The organism is Streptomyces sp. TRM68367, assembly GCF_014495685.1.
In the GTDB taxonomy this organism is placed as follows: Bacteria; Actinomycetota; Actinomycetes; order Streptomycetales; family Streptomycetaceae; genus Streptomyces.
Map to the genome: position 1 here is coordinate 15,214 of NZ_JACTVI010000047.1, position 19,695 is coordinate 34,908.

The 19,695-nt window shown below is 69.4% G+C and carries 1 protein-coding gene; it reads left to right on the forward strand.

Translation table 11 applies throughout. The features are described 5' to 3' along the window. Nucleotides 1–48: 48 nt before the first annotated feature. The gene (locus H8R17_RS26555; protein WP_187825729.1) at nt 49–19,668 is read left to right on the forward strand and encodes a UvrD-helicase domain-containing protein; all 19,620 of its coding nucleotides are present in this window, start codon (nt 49–51) and stop codon (nt 19,666–19,668) included. Nucleotides 19,669–19,695 lie beyond the last annotated feature (27 nt).

Consider the following 19,695-nt stretch of genomic DNA (forward strand, 5'->3'; position numbering starts at 1 on the left):
CCTGGGCCGCGTACGGAGCGGGAGCGGGTCGCGGCGAACATCGCGGCCGTGCACGTCGTTCTCCGCCTGCGGGCGGAGAACCGGCTGGCCAACGAGGCCGAGCGGCAGGTGCTCCAGCAGTGGACGGGCTGGGGCGCCACACCGTACCTGTTCGACGAACGGAAGAAGTTCGCCGCCACCTTCGCGGCCGAACGCGCCCATCTGCGGGACATCTTGTCGGAGGACGAATACGCCAAGGCCCGCTCCTCGACCCTGAACGCCCACTACACCGATCCGGCCTACGCCCGCGTCGTCTGGCAGGCCCTGCAGCAGTTGGGCGTACCGGCCGGAGGGCAACTGCGGGTGCTGGAACCCGGCGTGGGCGCCGGGCGCTTCCTTGCCGATGCCCCTGCCGACGCCGAGATCGTCGGCGTCGAGGTCGACCCCATCACCGCGGCCGTCGCACAGGCCCTCTATCCGAACGCGCAGATCCTCACCGAGTCCTTCGCCGACACCCGGCCGCCGGAAGAGGACTTCGATGTCGCGGTCGGCAACGTGCCGTTCGGCAAGTACAAGCTCCGCGACCCCAAGTACAACCCCGGCCGGCGCCACTCGATCCACAACCACTTCATCCTCAAGAGCCTTGAGTACACCCGGCCTGGCGGCATCGTCGTCCTGATCACCTCTCGCTACACCCTCGACGGCACTGACGAGGCGCGCGAAGCCCGCGAACAGATGGCCGCAGTCGCTGACCTCCTCGGCGCCGTCCGGCTACCCAGCAACTCCCACCAGGATGCTGCCGGCACAAACGTGGTGATGGATCTCCTCATCTTCCGGCGCCGCGGAGAAGGCGAGAGGTCCGCCGGAGCCGACTGGCTGACGGTTGAGCCGACGGTCCTGCCAGGAGCACGAAGAGGCGTCGCCCCGCAGCCCATCGAGATCAACAACTACTTCGTCCAGCACCCAGAGATGGTGCTCGGCACACCGAAGGCCGACATCGTCCGATACGGCCCCAAGCTTGTTGTTGAGGGTAATCCGCAAGCCGAAGCCGCACTCCGCACAGCCCTGGACCAAGTCGCGCAGCAGGCCCAAGACGCGGGCCGTACGTTCACCGAGCGCATGGTCTTCCACGGGACGCTGGAGAAATACGACGGGCTGCTGGAGCTCGGTCCCGAAGGTACCTTCACCGAGATCCGCAACGGCCGCCCCGTCCCGCACGTACCCGCCAAGACACAGGTCCGGGAACTGCGCGAGCTGATCGGCCTGCGCGACATCGCGGTGGCCCTGCTGGATGAGGAGTCGGAGAACCACCTCACCACCCCCCGCATGACGCAGCTGAGGGCCGAACTCAACCGCCGCTACGACGCGTACGTGACCCGGTTCGGTCCGATCAACCGCTTCAAGGTCAACAACCGCCCCTCCGCCGACGGGACACCCGCCGAGGAAGCGAGCGAGCGCCGGACCTACCCGCGCATGGGCGGGTTCCGCAATGATCCCTTCGCCCCGTACGTCTTCGCACTGGAGAACTTCGACGAGGACACGCAGACCGCGAAGAAGGCCGACCTGTTCGCCAAGCGGGTCGTCGCCCCGCCCGAGCCGCTGAAGCGCGCGGACAGCCCCGAGGACGCCGCGCTGATCTGCTGGGACCAGCACAACGAGATCCGCCTCGACACGGTGGCCGCCCTGCTCGGCCTGGACAGCGAACAGGCGGCACGCGAGGCGCTGGGCACCCTCGTGTACGACGATCCGGACGGCGGGCTGGTCCGCCGCATGGAGTACCTGTCGGGCAACGTCCGCCGCAAGCTCGCGGCAGCCGAGCAGGCCGCGGCCAAGGACCCCAAGTACGCCGTCAACGTCGAAGCGTTGAGCGAGGTCATCCCCAGGGACCTGCAGCCCGCCGAGATCGAAAGCCGGCTCGGCGCCGCCTGGGTCTCCGCCAAGTACGTGCAGCAGTTCCTGCGCGAGATCCTCGAAGACGACGACGTCAAGGTCAGCAATCTCGGCGCCCGCTGGAGCGTCAAGGGCGGCGACACCGCCAGTCTGCTGGCCCGCACCGTCTGGGGCACCCAGGCCCGCTCGGCTCAGGCCCTGGCCAGCAACCTGCTCAACAACCAGGAAATCCTGGTCACCAAGAAGCTGCCCCCCGACGGTCCGACGGTGACCGATACGAAGGCGACGGCGTTCGCCCTGGCCAAGTCCAGGCAGCTGGACGACCGCTTCCGGATGTGGCTCTGGGAGGACCCGGACCGGGCCGAAACCCTGCTGCGCTACTACAACCACCGCTACAACGCGATCGTCCCCCCGAACTACACCGGCGTGCAGATCACCGCCCCCGGCCTGTCCAAGGCCTACACCCTGCATCCCCACCAGAAGGCCGCCGTCGCCCGGATCCGCGCCACCAAGACCGGCGTCGGGCTCTACCACGGCACCGGCGCGGGCAAGACCCTCGAAATGATCGTCGGCGGGATGGAGCTGACCCGCCTCGGCCTGGCCAAGAAGCCGGTCTACGCCGTCCCTAAGGGTGTCCTGGGCCAGTTCCAGCGCGAGTTCCTCCAGGCCTACCCCCGGGCCCGGATCCTGGTCGCGGACTCCTCCGACCTGACCGGGGAGCGCCGTCACCAGTTCGTCGCCCGCTGGTCGACCGGCAACTGGGACGCGGTCATCATCAGCCACACTGCGTTTAAAAAGATCCCGATGTCCAAAGCGGCCCGCCTGGACTACATCAGCCAGGAGGTCAAGCGCCTGGAGGCGCACCTCGACAACGCGGACGGCGGCGACAAGTTCACCGTCAAGGACATCGAGAACCAGATCGCCACCTTGAAGGGGCGCATCGAGGACGAGATCAAGACGCCGGGCGACTCCGGGGTGGAGTTCGAGCGGACCGGCTCCACCTACATCTTCTACGACGAAGCCCACACCCTGAAGAACCTGAGGGTGATCTCCTCCATCCGCGAACTGGCCCTCGAAGGCAACCAGATCACCGCGGACATGGACATGAAGCTGTCCTACCTGCGCAAGAACTACGGCGGCCGGGTCGTGACCCAGGCTACCGCCACGCCGGTGGACAACTCCCCGATGGAGATCCTGACCGCCATCAAGTACCTCGCCCCCGACCTGCTGCGCGACGAGTGGGGCATCGAGGAGGACGACCAGTTCGTCTCCACGTTCATCCAGCCTGTCAACCGGGTCGAGATGAGCCCGGACGGCAACTCCTTCTCCACCCGCGCCCGCTACGCCCGGTACGTCAACCAGACCGAACTCAAGCGCGTGCTGTTCAGCATCGCCGACGTCAAACTCAAGAAAGATCTTCAGCTCGGCGAACCGGCCATCATCGGCGGGGAGATGCGGATCCTGGAAGCCGAGGCCTCCCCGGAACTGCGCACGGTTATGCAGTCGCTCGGCACCCGCATGATGGGCATCCGCCTCGGCCAGCCCGACATGAAGTTCAACCGCAAGGGCAAGCTGGTCGAGGACAACACCCTGTGGATCTCCACCGACGGGCGTCTGGCCTCGCTCGACGTGCGCCTGGTCAACAGGAGCACCACCGAAGCCCAGAAGGTCGACGTCGCCGCCGACGAGCTGTTCCGGCTGTGGCAACTGCACAAGGACGACGTCTTCTACGACGAGGACGGCAACGAGGAACCCAACCGCGGCAGCCTGCAACTCGCCTTCTGCGACCTCGGCGTGCCCGGCCCCGACAAGGAGTTCGTCTTCTACGAGGCGCTGCGGGAGGCGCTGACCGCCCGCGGCATGCCGGGCAGCCTCATCCGCTTCGACCAGGAGGCGAAGAACCCGCAGCAGAAGGCCCGACTCGACAAGGACGCCCGTGAAGGACGGGTCGCGGTGCTGGTCGGCAGCCGGTCCGGCCTGGGCACGGGCCGTAACCTGCAAAAGCGCGTCATCCACGTGATGCAGATCGACCCGACGTGGAAGGCCACCCCGATCATCCAGAGCCTGGGGCGGGGCAAGCGTCAGGGCAACCAGCACAAGGCGATCCACCACACGGCGATCGTCACCAAGAAGTCCTACGACCCGTTCCTGTGGCAGAAGGTCGCCACCAAGCAGGCTTTCGCCGAGGCCATCCTCGACGTCAACGACACCTCGCGCATCCTGGAGGCCTCCGAGGACGGCGACGACGGCCGTATCCCCGCCGGCGTCATGTTCGCCGTCGCCGCGGACAAGCCCGAACTCGAACAGCTGGAGCGCGTCGAGGGCCGCCTGGCCAAGCTGCGCCTGGACCAGCAGATGTGGCACGACGAGCAGTTCGCCTACCAGGTCACCGGCGAGCAGGGGCGCCGACGCGTCCAGGACCTGAAGGCCCGCGTGCAGGAGGCCGCCGCCGCCATGGAGCGGCGCACCGACACCCGCGGCGATGCCTTCACCATGACAGTCGAGGGCCGCACCTTCGACGAGCGCCGCGAGGCCGGCGAGGCCCTGGCCCAGCGGCTGGAACGCCTCGCCCGCGCCTCGGTCGCCACCGGCATGCAGAAGGACGCCGTCGTCGGCGAGCTGGGCGGGTTCCCGGTCGTCGCCGTCACCCAGCGCGCCTTCGACGGCATGTACGTGCAGCTGTACTTCCGGGATGCCCCCGTCGACGATGTCCGGCTGACCGCGAGCGGGCTGGCCAACCAGGACCGCGTCGGGCTGATCCGCCGCCTGGAGAACACGCTGGACAGCCTGGAATCCGTCCGCACCAAGGCACAGGAGCACATCGCCCGCATCGAGACGAACATCGAGCGGGCCAAAGAACTGGTCGGCAAGCCCTTCCCGCAGCAGGCCGAACTCGACAAGGTCACGGCCGAGCACCGCAAGCTGACCAAGGCACTCGGCGTGCACGGGGCTGTGGAGGCGAACGAACCAGAAGCCCACGACACCGAGGTCACCGAGCCCGGCGCCGACCTCGTCGACGCAGCGGTCCACGACGCCATGGTCCTGGCGGGCGGCACGACCGACGGCTGGGTGGAGGTCGATCCGGCCACCATCACCACCGCCGACCTGAGCGATACCACCCGCGGACTCCTGGACGCACTGGCCGACGGAGCGGGCACCGGGAACGGCCCCGCTGCCGTGCCCGCCAGCTCCGGTACCGGAATGCCCGACGGCCCCTCCTCCAGGAAAGTCCGAGGACCTGACCTCGTTGCCTCGGGGGCGCCGTACGCCGACGAAGCCGCTGCTGTGACGGGCGAGGAGGCTGTCCTGGCGGCTTTCGCCGCCTGGCAGGACATCAACGTCGTCGACGGGATGAGCGGCCGTGGCCAGCAGTTGGCCCGCCAGATGGAGGAAGCGGGGCTCGCGCTGGCCGAGGTCCTGGAGCAGGAGCGCGCGAGCGCCCCTGAGGGGTCTGCAACCGGGGACGACCCGTGGGCCCTGGGCCTGTGCCGTGATCTTGCGCGCACCAGTGAGGAGTTCCTCTCCTTCCTTGACTCGCCCAGCTTCAAGCCCAACGAAGCCGGGCGCGCGATGCGGGACCACGCCGAGCAAGTGGCGAGGACCGCCATCGAGCACACCCGTCGGGCCGCGCCACTGGCAGACCGGCGGCGCCCCGCACCGCCGACACCGGCACGTCCCTCCTCTGCACGCCTGTCGGCGCCCGCCGCACCGGCGCACGGTGCGAGCGGACCGTTCGACCCGGACCGCTGGTACCAGCACACGATGCTCGGCGGGACGCTCAGCGACTCACGCGGCACGTTCCTCAACGACATCGTGGAGCAGCTCGGCCACGACGGGTCGGACGTCACCATCGAACCGGACCCCACGGGCACGGTGGTGATCACTGGCCCCATCGGGTCAGTGACGGTCACACCGCTCACCGAGGCGGTCCCTGCCAGCGTCGCCCACGCGTACAAGGACGCCATCGAGCAACTTCTTCACGAGGCCCAGCGTGCTCTGCGCACCAGCGGTCACCAGGCCGGTGACCTGTTCGACGACTGGCTGAGCGCCCAACTCGACGGTCCGGCCCAGACCTTGAGGGCCGCCCTGACAGACGATGATGAAACTGCCTTCCGGCAGGCGATGCGGGTGCGCTTCTATGAGACCTCCCCGTGGGCTCACCCGGACACGGCCGACGGCCCTCAGCCTGGCTCCCGATCACAGCACGAAGCTGCGGCCGACGGGGCCGATGCCCCACAGCACCCCCGCGAACGCGCACCGGAACAGACTTCCGGTGGCGCAGTATCCGCGCCCGCGGCCGAGCCGGCCCAGGAGTCACCTGCCGGAGGAGACGACCTTCCAACCAGCGTGCATCCGGCAGACGCCACCCGCCGAGCACAGGAAACTCCCGACTCGGAGCAGGTCCCGGCGGCGACACCCCATGCCACCACCGAGCAACCCTTGCGCGTTCCGAACACGCCCTACACCGACCGGTCCGAGTACTGGAGCGCCGAGCATGCGGCACTGGCCGCCTACCGCCGCTGGGCGGCGGACCATGCCCGGCGCCTGGCCACGGGAGAGCGGGAGGACTCCCTGACCACGGCGGCCGAAACCGCGATCGCCGCCAGCCGGACGGGCCGGATGGCCCGCCTGCTCGGTATGGACTCCGCACCCGAGTGGACGCACCTCCAGCACTTCGCCAACCAATGCCGTGCCGTGGTCGAACAGTGGGAGCGCGAAGACGGCCGGAGCACGGAAGGGAACTGGGAGGTCTTCACCGGCCTGCGCGATCACGCATCGCGGTATCGCAGCACCGTGGAGGGCCCCAGCGGCGACGCCTACCGACGATGGGCGGGCTCTCCGGAACCCCTCACGCTCGACGAAGACGCCGTGGATTTCATCCCCGGCATCCTCCCGTGGGACCAGTACACCGTCACCGGGCCCCAAGGCCTGCTCGCCGGTCCGGTCAGCGGCCGTGACCTCGCGGCAGGCCTGGCTCAACTTACCGCCGAAGGCAGCGGAGTTGAAGAGACCCAGGACGGGCTCGTGGTCTCCGGCCCCGACGGAGTCCAGTTCTCCGTTCGGCTGGCCGCGGCACAGCCGAGCACTCCCGTGCCGCCGTCCACCGCTACAACCACACCGGAACCGCACTCAGCGACGGGTGCGGCCCCCTCACCGGAGCCGGGTCCGGCCACCGATCCCGAGGTGGAGGTGACCGGATCCGCAGTCTCCACCCCGCTGGTGACCTCGGCGGGCGCGACGGGCGATGGCTTCGGCTCGGCACTGCCTCAGGTGGCGAACCTCGCGATCGTCCTCGGCGGCTATGCGGACGCGGCGGAACTGGTGGCTGGACGCCACTACGTGTCCTTGGCCACCGAGCAGCTCCGGCAGATCCTCGCACGGCACGACAGCACAGACCCGACACCAGCACACCAGGAGGCCGCCGCGGCTGCCTCGGCGGTCATCGAGGGCGAACCGCACACGCCCGCAGACGTGTTCAGCCTCTACGACCACCTTGCCGAGACAGCGGTACAGCTCGCCGACGACACCCGCCACGATGTGCGCACGGCCGCCCAGAAGGCCAACCAGTACGCGGAACGCCACCTGGCCCGCATGCACGCACGCCGAGCCGACCTCGCCGACCTGCTCATGGACGCAGCCGACCTCGACGACGACCACACCGCCGTCCTCGACCACGATGACCCACTCTGGCTGACAGCTCCCTGGTACCAGGACCGCGCCGAGGTCAGCCGCGCACTGACCTTCATCTTCGACGACTTCCCGAAGTGGCCGCACGCCTATGACGACCAGGGCGGCGAGCACTCGGACCAGCTGCGCGGCGCCATGCTCATGCTGCACCGTGGACACGACACGGTCGCCTCAGCCCTGACCGACTGGATGCAGGTCACCTCCTACGCCCTGGGTGCCGCGCAGGAGGCCGAGGCCGCCGGGGACGGGGTCAGCCGGTACGCGCTGCGTGACCTGGCCCGCCGGACCTTCCAGCACCACCAGCGCCTCGCAGCCCACGAGTTGGGCATGGAGGAGACCCCGTACGAGGGCGCCGACGACTTCGTCGACGGCGCCAACAAGGCGGAATCCGCGTGGAACTGGTGGATGGCGAGCGAAACCGCCAAGACGCTCCTCGACAGCACGACGGCCGAACTGCGCGAGGCGCAACTCTCCGCCGCGCGCGAGGCCCTGAACGCGGCCCAAGACGCACGGTATGCCGCCGACTTCGCCACGGCCGACGACGAGACTCTGGACGAAGTCAACCGGCACGTGACGGCGATGGCGCACGCCGCGTACGACCTGGTGCTGAGCCTGGACACCAGCGACTACCGCCACCCCGACGACGCCAAGCGGCTGGACGACGTCGTCCGCTACTCGTACGAACACGCGGTCGCCTGCCGGGCTTCCACCGCCCGCCCGGATACCGTCACTGCCGTGCAGACCGGCGTGGCCCAGCGCCGACAGCGGCTCGAAGCCGAACACGGCCCCGCCCCCGAACCGCAGCAGACCGCTCCCGCCACCGGGGCCGCCCTGGACATCGAGCACCACTACCGGGGCACCGTGGTCCGCGGCACCACCAACGAGGACGCCGACGCGCCCGTACGTGCTGCTCTGGACCGGCACAAGTTCAAGTGGAGCCCCAACAAGAAGTTCTGGTACCTGCGGCGGAACATGAGCCGGCCCACCCGGGACCTCCACGTACGGAATCTGACCGCCGAGCTGACCCGCATGGGCCGCCCCTACCGGATGGTCGAGGAGCCCCGGCAGGAGACGGCTGCCGAGATCCTGATCCCCGTTGGCGAACCGTACGCGTCGAAGGCGGAAGCCCAGCAGGACTTCTGGGAGATGTACGGCGCACTGTCGGGGCTGAAGGACACCCCGGCGGGCCGACGCCTGATCGGACGGGGACTCACCGACCAGGGCGTGCCGACCCGACCGGACGGCCAGGCGGTCTGGCTGGCCATGGAGGAACTGTGCGACGGACCAGTTGGCCGGGTGCGCGATCCGTTCACCCACCCGGCCGCCACTGTGGTCGAGCGCTGCACCACACTCGCCCGCGCCGTCCTGCTCCTCGCCCAGAACTTGAAGGAGGAGCGCTACCGGGCGCCCGTGGTGATGGCCCACTTCCGCACGATGACGCAGTACGCCGTGCAGCTGGCCTCGCGTATCACCGCAACCGCCCAGCAGGGGGTCGACTGGCAGGAGGTCTTCGGGACTCCCGCCCTCCCAGCGGCACAGACCGCAGACGAACTCCCGGAACCGGTAGGACCGGAGCCTGCCCCGGAAGCCGGCGGCCCCCGTCATCGCGACGCGCTTGAGGACGGGCAAAACCTCCCGCCGACCGGCGAGGAAGGCGCCGCCACGGACTCCGGAGACGCGGTCGCGCAGCGGAAGGAGGAGGTGCCACAGCGGCGTTTCGAGATCACCGTGGCGGCCAGGAGCGCCGCGGGACACCTGCTGGTCAACGTCGCCCTCCCCGCAGACCGCACCGGAGCTGCCCAAGAGGTTCCCGACCTGCGCAGCGCCGACATACCCGGGCTGGCCCTGCCCGCCCACACCGCGCTGCCCCTCCTGGTCCGGCCAGCGAAGCTCTCCGACTCACTCGTGTCCGACGAGGAAGTCGAGGCCTGGCTCGACGAGCATTTGCCCGACAGCCCGGTAGCACCGGCATGGAACTCTCCCGCCGTACGAGCGGTGATCCAGCGGACGGTCCGCGACGTGCTGCGCGACTCCATGGCCCCCGCCGCCGAGGACGTCGCGGCCTGGCTGGTGAACACCGCGTGCGAGAACCCGGGGCTGATCCAGGCCGCCCACGCCAACGAACAGGCCGACTTCCTGGCGGTCTTCGCGACCGCCGCCGACGAACTGATCACGGACGGCGGCTCGGAACACCTGCTGTGGACCTACCTCAAGGAAGACGGACGCCGTGAGGTCCTCAACCTGGCAGGCCCCCGTGCCCACCGGGAGCTGCGCCAGCAGGCCGTGGAACCGACGCCGTCGGCGCCCGGCCCCTCCGTCCCCGATGAGCAGCCGACAGCTTCGCCCGCTGCCAAAGAAAGCGAACGTGAGCGGAAGCGCGCCGAGTTCCAGGCCGACAGTTCCCGCTGGGCCACTGAGATGCGCGACGACGCCCGGGAACGAGCGGTACGAGCGGCCCTCGCGGACGATCAGCTGCGGGCGCTGCTTTCAGACGGGCGATCGCGCGAAGAAGCCCGTGAGTTGTTCATGGACTGGCTCAGCCACGCCGATCTTTCGACCACGGGCACAGGAGGTGACCGGTTCCGGGACTGGTTTAGCCACACCCGCCAGGGTGTCGAGGAACAGTACGCGAAAGTCACTTTCAATCAGGTGTACGAGGCCGTGTCCGCAGCGCCGGCGGCCGAGTCTGCTCCAGAAGGCTCCGCTCGCCAAGCCGGCCTCGCTCCGCCCGGATCCGCGACACCGTCCGCCCCGGGCGACGGCGCGGAAGACGGTTCACCACGGCCTCCTGCATCCCCACGCACCAAGGCCGGCTCGGCGGAGTCTCCCGGGCAGACGGCGCGCGGCAATCCGAGTGACATGCTCACCGGGCCGTATCTGACCGAAGAACACCTGAACGCTCTGCCGCGCGGAACTCAGGGGCGACCGGTTGGCGACGCTCGCCTTGCCGTTCTGGTGACGATGCCGTTCCGCGACGGCCAGGTTCACGACGCTCTTCTGTTGCTGCAACGCGTCGAGGTGGACGAGGAGTTCGGCGACGACCCTCTCGTCCACGGCGCGCAGATCGTACCCGCCAACGATCAGATAGCCAGCAGCGTGGATGGCCGCTGGACCCCCGAACAGTTGCTATCCCTGCCGGACTCCCGGGTACTGCCGCTCGACTTTCCGATCACCTGGCCAGCGGTCGAGGCTCTGGCGGCGTTGCCGCATGAGGAGGCCCTGGAGCAACTGCGTTCGATGCAACAGCTGCTCCCGGTCCAGAGGATCGAGAAGGGCGCTCGCCCGGCACAGCGGCCGGAAGCCTCTCCCCGGGCTGAGGTAGCCCCCGGTGCGGATGCCGAAGGGGAACACGGCGGGCCCGGCCTCTCGCTGCCGGTGGTGGAGGACGAGTTCTCGATTCTCTCTGCCGCTGACAGGGATTTGCTGCGGACTCGGGAGACCCCCGACGGGCAACGGGACCCCTCTGTCATCCACCTCGGCCAGACCAACGAACAAGGCGGTGTTCTCGCGGACACCTCCACCGTGCATCGGCTGATCGACGAAGGCGTTCTGAAGTTCGACCCGGGGATGGCCGTCGTTCCCACGGCGGCGGGGCGGCGACGGCTGAAGAACGTGAGGCTGGCGGACCGTCCACTGACCGCTGTTGGTGACCGTGTCCTGAATACCTCCACCGGCAGCGTGGGCATTGTCTGCGGCTACGTCACCAGTTTGGGTATCCAGTACGCGGCCATCGTGGCCGACCGAGAGGGCTGGCCGCAGGGCTGGTCCACCACCGCCTACCCGCAGTACCTGACAGTGCTGGAGCCGGGCGCTATGGCCCCGGAGGACGCCGCGGAGCTGTACCGCACCGTGTCGTGGGGGCAACAGCCCAACCAGAATCCGAGTGCCACCACGGTGCCTGAAGGGGCCGCATCGGCCGAGCCCGAAATGGGCGACACACAGCACCTGTTGAGCGCGCAAACCGAGCCACTGACCCGTGAACACCTTCGGGACCTGCCGCGCTATGCGACCCGCCCCCCGATCGACGCGGAGATCCAGTTCGGAGTCGTGGTCACGCTCTCATTCGCCAAAGGCGAGATACCCGACGCCGTTCTCTTGCTGCAGGCCGCGGAAGAGGACCCGCAGTACGGCGACCTCCTGCACGGCGTTCTGATCGCGCCCGACAGCGAACTCGACCTCTCGTCCAAGACCGGGTACACGATCTTCCCGCGCGACCTGCTTCATCGAACGGACGCCCGCCTTCTGCCACTTGAGGAGGGACTGACCTGGGGCCAGGTCGAGGAACTCGTCCGGCTGCCCTACGCCCAGGCCCTGGGCCGGCTGCCGCTGGCCGCCCCGACCGAGCCCCCCGCAGACTCAACCGCTCGGGACACACACGAGCCAACCGGCTCATCCGAGCCGCTGAAGGACCTGATCGGTGCCCTCGGCGACCGCGTCGCCATCGGTCACATCGGCCAGAACAACCGTCGGCAAGAAGAGGAAACTCCTTCGGCTTCGGCGCAGGACTCTGCACCCGCGTCGCCGTCTTCGGCCGCAGCTGACGAGGAGCAACAGGAGGACACCGTGACGGCGACCGAGCCGGAGACGACGGCCCCCGGACCCTGGACGAGCCGGATCAAGATCGTCAGCGATGCGACCGGCACCTACGTCACGGGCACGACCGGCGCCCCGCACGAAGACGGTCTTCGCGAGTTGTTGAAGCGGGACAAGAACTTCAAGTACGAGAAGGGCCGTTGGCGCTACAACGGCATGCGCGGGCAGAAAGAGCAGGTCCTGGAAGACGTCCGGGCCTTTCTCACGGCCCGGGATGCTCAGGAGGGCGCAGTCACGGAGGTGGCCAGCGGGAAGTACCCGCCGACAGCCCAGCAACAGGCGATCATCACCGCAGCCGTCGAGGGCAAGGACGTTGCCGTGCAGGCTCTCGCGGGTACTGGCAAAACCTCCACGCTGGTGATGATCGCTGCCCAGATGCTGGAGCGGCGCATCGGCTACATCGCCTTCAACCGCGCTATCGCAGACGAAGCGGGCCAGAAGTTCGGGCGCAACGTCACGGCCCGCACCAGCCACTCCTTCGCACTGCAGGATCTGCGCAACACCCCCTACCGGCAGAAAGTGTCCATCGCCGGGTCGCGCAACAGCGGCGCCCGGCGTCCCAAGGACGTCGCGGCTGCGCTCGGCATCACTGCTGAGATACGGGTCGGCGACCGCGACGGCAACCTCCAGCACGTCGGGCCCGAGGAGATCGCCAAGATCGTGATGGGGGCGATCCGCCGCTACCGGCAGAGCGCCGATGCCGAACTCGGACGCCAGCACCTCGGGGAGAAGTGGGCGCACGTACCCGCCGCGCGCACGCTGCTCGAATACGCCCGCCGGGCCTGGGCGGACATCGCGGATCCGAACAGCAACAAGATCTTCTTCGACCACGACGACTATCTCAAGATCTGGGCCCTGTCAGACCCGCGCCTGAACTTCGACACGATCTTCTTCGACGAAGCCCAGGACATCAATCCCGTCCTGAAGAAGGTGATCCAGGACCAGGACGCCCAGATCATCGTCGTCGGCGACAGCAATCAGGCCATCTACGAATTCCGCGGTGCGATCGACGCTCTCAAGGACTGGCCGGCCGACGTGGTCCTGCCCTTGACACAGAGCTGGAGGTTCGGCCCCGCCGTCGCCGAGGTGGGCAACGCATACCTCGCCCTCCTCGAAGCCGACCTCCGGTTGGAAGGCGCACCCACGCTCGACACCGTCCTGGGCACCGTCGAAGAGCCCGATGCGATCCTGACCCACACCAACGTCGGTGCCATCTCCGCCGTCTTCGCGGGATTCGAGGCCGGCAAGCGTGTTGCGCTCGTCGGCGGCGGCCGGGACATCGAAGACATCGCCTGGGCCGCCCGGGATCTCCAACAGGGCCGGCGCACCAAGCACCCTGAGCTGTCGGCCTTCGAGAACTGGAGCGAGGTCAAGGAGTACGCCGAGTCCGACGAGGACGCGAATACCCTGCAGATGTTCGTACGGCTCGTCGACCGCTACACGCCCCAGGGCCTGATCAACATGATCAGGGACCTGGTCCCGGAGGAAGCGCGCGACGAGGAGACCCGCCCCGAGTTGGTCGTCTCCACCGCCCACAAGTCCAAGGGCCGCGAATGGGATGAGGTCCAGATCTGGGGCGACTTCCCCCAGCCCAAGGAGGACACCAAGACCGGCGAACTCGTGCTGCCCGCGCAGGACAAGCTGCGCCTGGCCTATGTGACGGTGACCCGGGCCAGGAAACGCCTCGACATCGGCTCCCTCGGCTGGATCCAGTCCATCGGCCTGATCGCGGACACCCCGCAAGCCGAGATCACGGCCGCCCCGACGCCCAAGCAGGCAGCGCCAACCCCCGCCGCCGTGGCACCAGCCGTCCCCGAGCCAGTCCTGCACGCAACGCCCCCTGCGGCCACAGAAACCGCGCCGCCGAGCACCGTCGACGAGCCGCAGCCGGAGCCTACGGTCGCGGAGACGGCGGCCGAGGAGACCGAAGCCCCGGTTCCCCAGTCGGCACCCGCCTCCGCGGAGCCGTCCGCCCCCGCACCGGACGACGGCACCGAGAACACGGCGGAGCCAGACACCGCCCCGGCCGCCCAAACGGAGCCTCGCCCGCAGGAGCAGCCCGCGACGAGCGCCCCGACCCTGCACGATCCGGGCCACCCACTCAACGGAGCCGACCAGCCTTCACTCTTCACCGGCACGGCGGACAACACGCCCGCCGACGAGCAGGCAACGGCTCCCGCCGCGTCACAGGAGGCCGACGCAGGCATCGCGCCCCTGCCCTGGGACGACCAGAAGATCAAAAAGCGTGGTACCGCGGGAATCCGCCGGGGACAGAAGACCGAGATCCCGAACCTCGCCCGCGAGATGCGCGAGGCCCTCGGTGACAACCAGGTACGCGATGTCTGGGAACAGGACAACCCCTGGGCCCAGTTCGAGGAGAACCTCCGCCACACCCAGAACCTTCTCCCGGAATCCGACTCCGCCCTGCTCGCCCTGGTGATGGAGGCCGCCGAGGAACTGCGCACGCAGATCACCCAGCTCGCGACCGAGGCCGCAAGCGCGTTCGACACCCTGATCCAGGCCCGCGCTGACGATCCCGATCAGCTGGCCGAACTCGACGCCCAGCTCGGCGGGGAGCACCGCCTGCCGGAACTCACCGACCCGCGCATCCGCCAAGCCCTGGTCCTGTGCCTGGAAGCCGTGGACGCAATCGAGCGCACGGCGCGCAGCCGCAGGCTCAGGCCCGCCGCCGCGCGGGACGCCCTGGAACAGGTCATGGGGCTGGCCGGCACGTCCTACAGCCCCGACGGCCAGCAGATGTGGCCGAACGTCGACGCGGCCTTGGCTCCGGTCAAGGTGGAAGTGGACCGGGCTCGCGAACGCATCGCCGGGCTGTCCAACTCGACGGTCACCGAGCAGTACGCCCGGCTCCGCGCGCTCATCGCCGCCCACGAGGCCCAGCCCACGCCGGAGCCCCCGGCCCTGGACACCCCGGCACCAGCCCCCGAGGCCCGCGAGGAAACCAGCGAGCCTCCGGCACCTGCCGAGCAGGAGGAACACACCCCCGACCCGCTGACCGACCGGGACATCGGCGCGGCACTGGCGACGATCACCCCGTGGGACCTCGGACAGCTGATCTTCGAAATGGACCAGAAGAAGAGGAAGACTCCGCAACCTCTGGAGGGCATCCGCCTGCCCTCGGAGCCCGGCTACAACGAGGAGGACAAGGAGTTCGCCACCGCCCGTGCACGAAGCGGCGCTATCGAGATCGAGGTGAGGACCTCCGACGACGTCATGACGCCGGTCCGCGCCGGCCGGCTCACCCTGGCCAAGGTCATCGCGTGGCTCCGTCCGGCCCTCCCGCCGGCACGGCGGCAACTGGTGGCAGCGGCCTGGCGCACCGGGAACGCAATGTCCCGCTCCGAGGAGGGCTTCAAGGTCATCGGTGAGTCCCGCCGCTGGCAGGCAGCCAACGACGAAGTACGGAACATCCTCAAAGGCGCCCACGCCCGGCTGATGACGGAAGCCCGCGAGGCCCATCTCACCGGGACAGCAGATGAACGGCTCGCCCAGGTCCGCGCTGCTGAGAACTGGGCCCAGGAAGAACAGCAGCTGCAGCTGATCGACTTGGGCGAGATGGAGGAAGCCTCCGTCGACGTTGCCGCGTTCGAGCGGGTGACCGCGCTCAGGGCGGTCCTGCCCGACCGGCACAGCAGCATCTGCCGCCTCAGCGAGGTCAAGCCGGGCGACTGCATCACCGACGTGTCCGAGGAACGGCTGCCGTTCATCGTGCGAGAGCGCCCCGTGGTGAGCGCGGATACCGAGGTCTCTCTCATCGGCGACCTCGTGGCCGGACCGGGCGACCTGCGTCCCTACACGTGGGAGAGTGGCGGCTACCCGGACGACTACGTCGAGCCTCTTCTCCTGCCCCAGTCGCTGGCCGGGCTCGTCGACCTGCCCGCCGACGCACCCGCAACGGCCGCCGTTGCCACGCAGGCCGTTGCCGCCCCGGTCGCCGTTCCCACGGCATTGGACACCGCGCCGGAGCCTGCGCCTTCCGCCGCTCGTCCGGCAACCACCGAGCTGGACGCCGCATCTGGGCCCGAGGAAGTCTCCGACGCCCCCGGGCAGCAGGCCGAGGCGCCGGAGGCGGCAGAGGCGACCGATCCGGCCCCCGTCTCCGGGGCTGGGCACCTTCCGTACGAGAGGCAGCAGGACTTCCTGGACGATCTCTATGCCACGGAAAGCCGCTACGAGGCCTGGGCCAACTCGGCCACGGGCCGGTTGCTCCTGTCGGAAGCCCGGGAACTTCAGGAAGAAACCGGGCTCACGGACGCCAATGAGGCGGCCCGTGTCCAGACGGCGTTCCGTGGTGCGATCCGGTCAGCCGACAGCGCCCACTCCACCGCCGACGAAGTGCTCGTCGCCTGCCGGGACCTGCACATGGCCGTCGCCGAAGCCGGGCGTTCCCTGGCCACACGTACGGCGTTCGTGTCCGCGGACGATCGGCTTCTGCTCCTCGCGGTGTACTCGCAGGCGCAGGAGCAGCTGGCGCGTCTGGAGGCCACCGAGAACGTGCAGACGCTGCTCGACAACGAGCACGACGGGGCCAGGCTGTTCTCCCGCTTCAAGGCGGCTCGTGCAGCAGTGAGCCCTTCGGCTGCCAAAACTCCCGAGCCCGCACCAGCGCAGGAACCGCGTGCGGCTGAGCCGCAGACGGCCCCTCCCGTATCGCTCCCGCCGGCCGACACCGCTGACGAGAGCGCCGAACCGGCGCCTGAATCGCTCGAATCAGACGTACGGGGCGTAGAGGTCGTCGAATTGCCGGAAGTGCTAGAGGAGGGCACTCCGGAGCCCGCTCTCGCTGCTGGGGCCGCCGAACAGGCGGTAGCCGGGCTTGCGCCGAGCGAGCCAACCGCAGAGGAGGACTTCGACTTCTGGAGGGACGTCATCGGCGACGACCTCGTCGTGAACGGGGTCGTTTACAGCAGCAGCGAATGGGAGCCGGACCCGGAGGACGGCGTTCGTCGCCGCACCGAAGAGGACGACGAACCTGTATCCGCCCAGGAACTGGCGGCGATGGAACTGGACCAGGAGTACGAGGCCCTGATCGAGGAGGAACACATGGCTGCGACCGAGGCAGTCCAGGGACAGCCGGAGGTTGCGCAGCCTGAAGTTCCCGGGCAAGACGATTTCGACCGGCACTTCGAAGACATCGTCGCCCTGCTCCGGGGCACCGAACCTCCGGCTGAGGAACAGGCGCCCATACCGCGGCCCCGATTCAGCGCTGAGGACGAACACCACCTCCGTGAGCAGTACGCGGCCACACGGCAAGCGCTGTCCGGGATCCTCACCAGCATCGACGCAGACCCAATCCTGCCGGCGGCTGAAGACGCCGAGGTCGAGGCCGGTGACGCCGCCGCCCTCGAAGCGGCGATGGGCAACGCCCAGGCCGAGGCGGGCTACTACTGGGGCACCCCCGAATGGACGATGATCCGCTCGATCAGCCAGGCAGGACAGCAGCTGAGCGGATCGGTCCGGGAGGCGTTGCTGACCTACGCGGAGACCACGCTCGGCGACATCCGCGCGCACGGCATCAACCGCACGATCGAAGCCCGCACGGCACGAGCGATCTCCCACGGGGCGATGCTCCTGGCGCGTCGCCTGGAGCGGTCCGGCCAGCGTGACTCGCGCGGCTGGCGGGCCGTGTGGGGTCTTCACCGGGCCGCCGCTACCCGCGCGGACCGCCTGACCGGGCTGCTGCCCGCCAGCCAGCGGACCGACCTCGCCGACCAACTCAGCCGCGCCTGGCAGTGGTTCAGCGAATGGCTCTCCGCCCGCTCCCAGGACACGGGGAACAGCACGGGCGGCGACGACCAGGGACGCATCCGTACGATGCTGTCGAACAGTGTCGAGTCGATCGGCCGCCTCTACGGTGCGGTCTCGGAGCGGCTCGGGAACCTGGCGCAGCATCCTGTTTGGCGGCGGATCGCCTCGGTGTGGTCCGCGGTACGAGAAGCCGTCCACCGCGGCTGGCTCGGCGTGGGCCGCTTCCTGGCGGACCGTCAAACCCTGGGCACAGGGCGGGCGTTGTGGGTACGGACGCTGGAGATCATTTCTTCCGGGGCGCAGGCGTTGATCAACCGGCTGGCCGCGAACGGTGGCCAGAACGGTCTGCGGTGGAACCTGCTGCGGGTCTTGCGCCACGCTGCCGAAGACCACGTCGCCCACCTTCATGGCCACCTGCCCGAGGACGTGAGCACCCCGCTGGGTACCTACGAATCCGTCGTCGACGAGGCGGCCGAGCAGGCACCCGCGGAGGCCGAGGGGACGGCACCGCAGGCGCCCTCGCCGGAGGGACCCTCTGCAGAAGGGGCCGAGTCGGCGCCCGGTGATGAGAACCCGGTGGAGAATCCGGATCTGTTCCGCGCGGTCGTGCTGCAGGTGGCGGCGAAGGAGTACACCCTGGCCCTGGACCTGAGCTACGACTACGGCGTCTCGGCGGCCGAGGCCGAGACACTGCTGGCCCGCATGGAAGAACTCGGCGTCGTCGGGCCTCAAGGCGACGGCGGCGTCCGGGAGGTCTTGGTCGCGCCCGGCGAAGCGGAGAGCCTCCTGGACGCGACCCCGGCGTCCCACCGTCCCGCGCCGCGATGGCAGCCGGTCAGCGAACCGCTGACCCCTGCCTGGTTCGACGAGGTGAGGACGGCCATTCGAAGCGACGTCCAGCCCGATCGCGGGCTGTCCCGCCGGGACTTGATGAGCCTGCTCAACCACGAGAACACACGGCCGGGCAACCGGGCGGACGCCGGCCGACGCGCGAACGAGTGCGTGGACCTTTTCCTTCAGGGACGGGGCGCAGAGATCCCGCAGCACCTGGCGGGCGAGGGCTTCGCCTACGTACGGGGCACGTTCCACAGGGACTGGGCTCTCCACGAGGACGCGTCCCCCACAGCCTCGCCGGCGGCTGCGAGCGGACAGGCGGAGGCGGCGGGAGAGCAGGAAGCTGCCGCCGGGCCGGGACTGCCTCGTCGGCGTCGGCCGACGCCGACGGACGGTCCGTCGAGGATCGAGCGGGCGGCTGCGGGACCGCGGCGGCAGCCCGCCCCGACGGCCGGGCAGAATCCGGCGGTCACTGCGGACGCCGTCGCGGTTCAGGCTCAACGGATACAGGACCGCGCCGACTTCGCACGGGCTGCCGCGTCCAGCCCGGCCGAGGAGCGAGCAGCCGGCGTCCTGCAGACCATTGCCGCGCACTCCCGGGCCACCGCTGACCGCGTCGCCGGAGCGGCACCTGCCGGGGGGCCGTCGGCTTCTCCGCAGCCCGCGCTGACCGCGGAGGCCTTCCTCGCAGCGCTCAGGACCACGGCCCAGGCGCGGGGGGCGCAGATCCCCGACGACCTGCTGGCAAGCGCCATGGAGGCGGCCCAGGAGGCGGTCGCCGCGGCGCCGCAGAGTTCCGCAGGATCCGCCGCAGCAGCGCCCCGCCCGACGCGCCGGGGACAGGCGGCGCGAGAGCAAGCCGAGCACCGGCTTCCCGGGCAGCACAACGCCCCGAGCGGCGTCGGCCGCAGGTAGAGCGCGACGATGCTCGGGGCTCAGGGC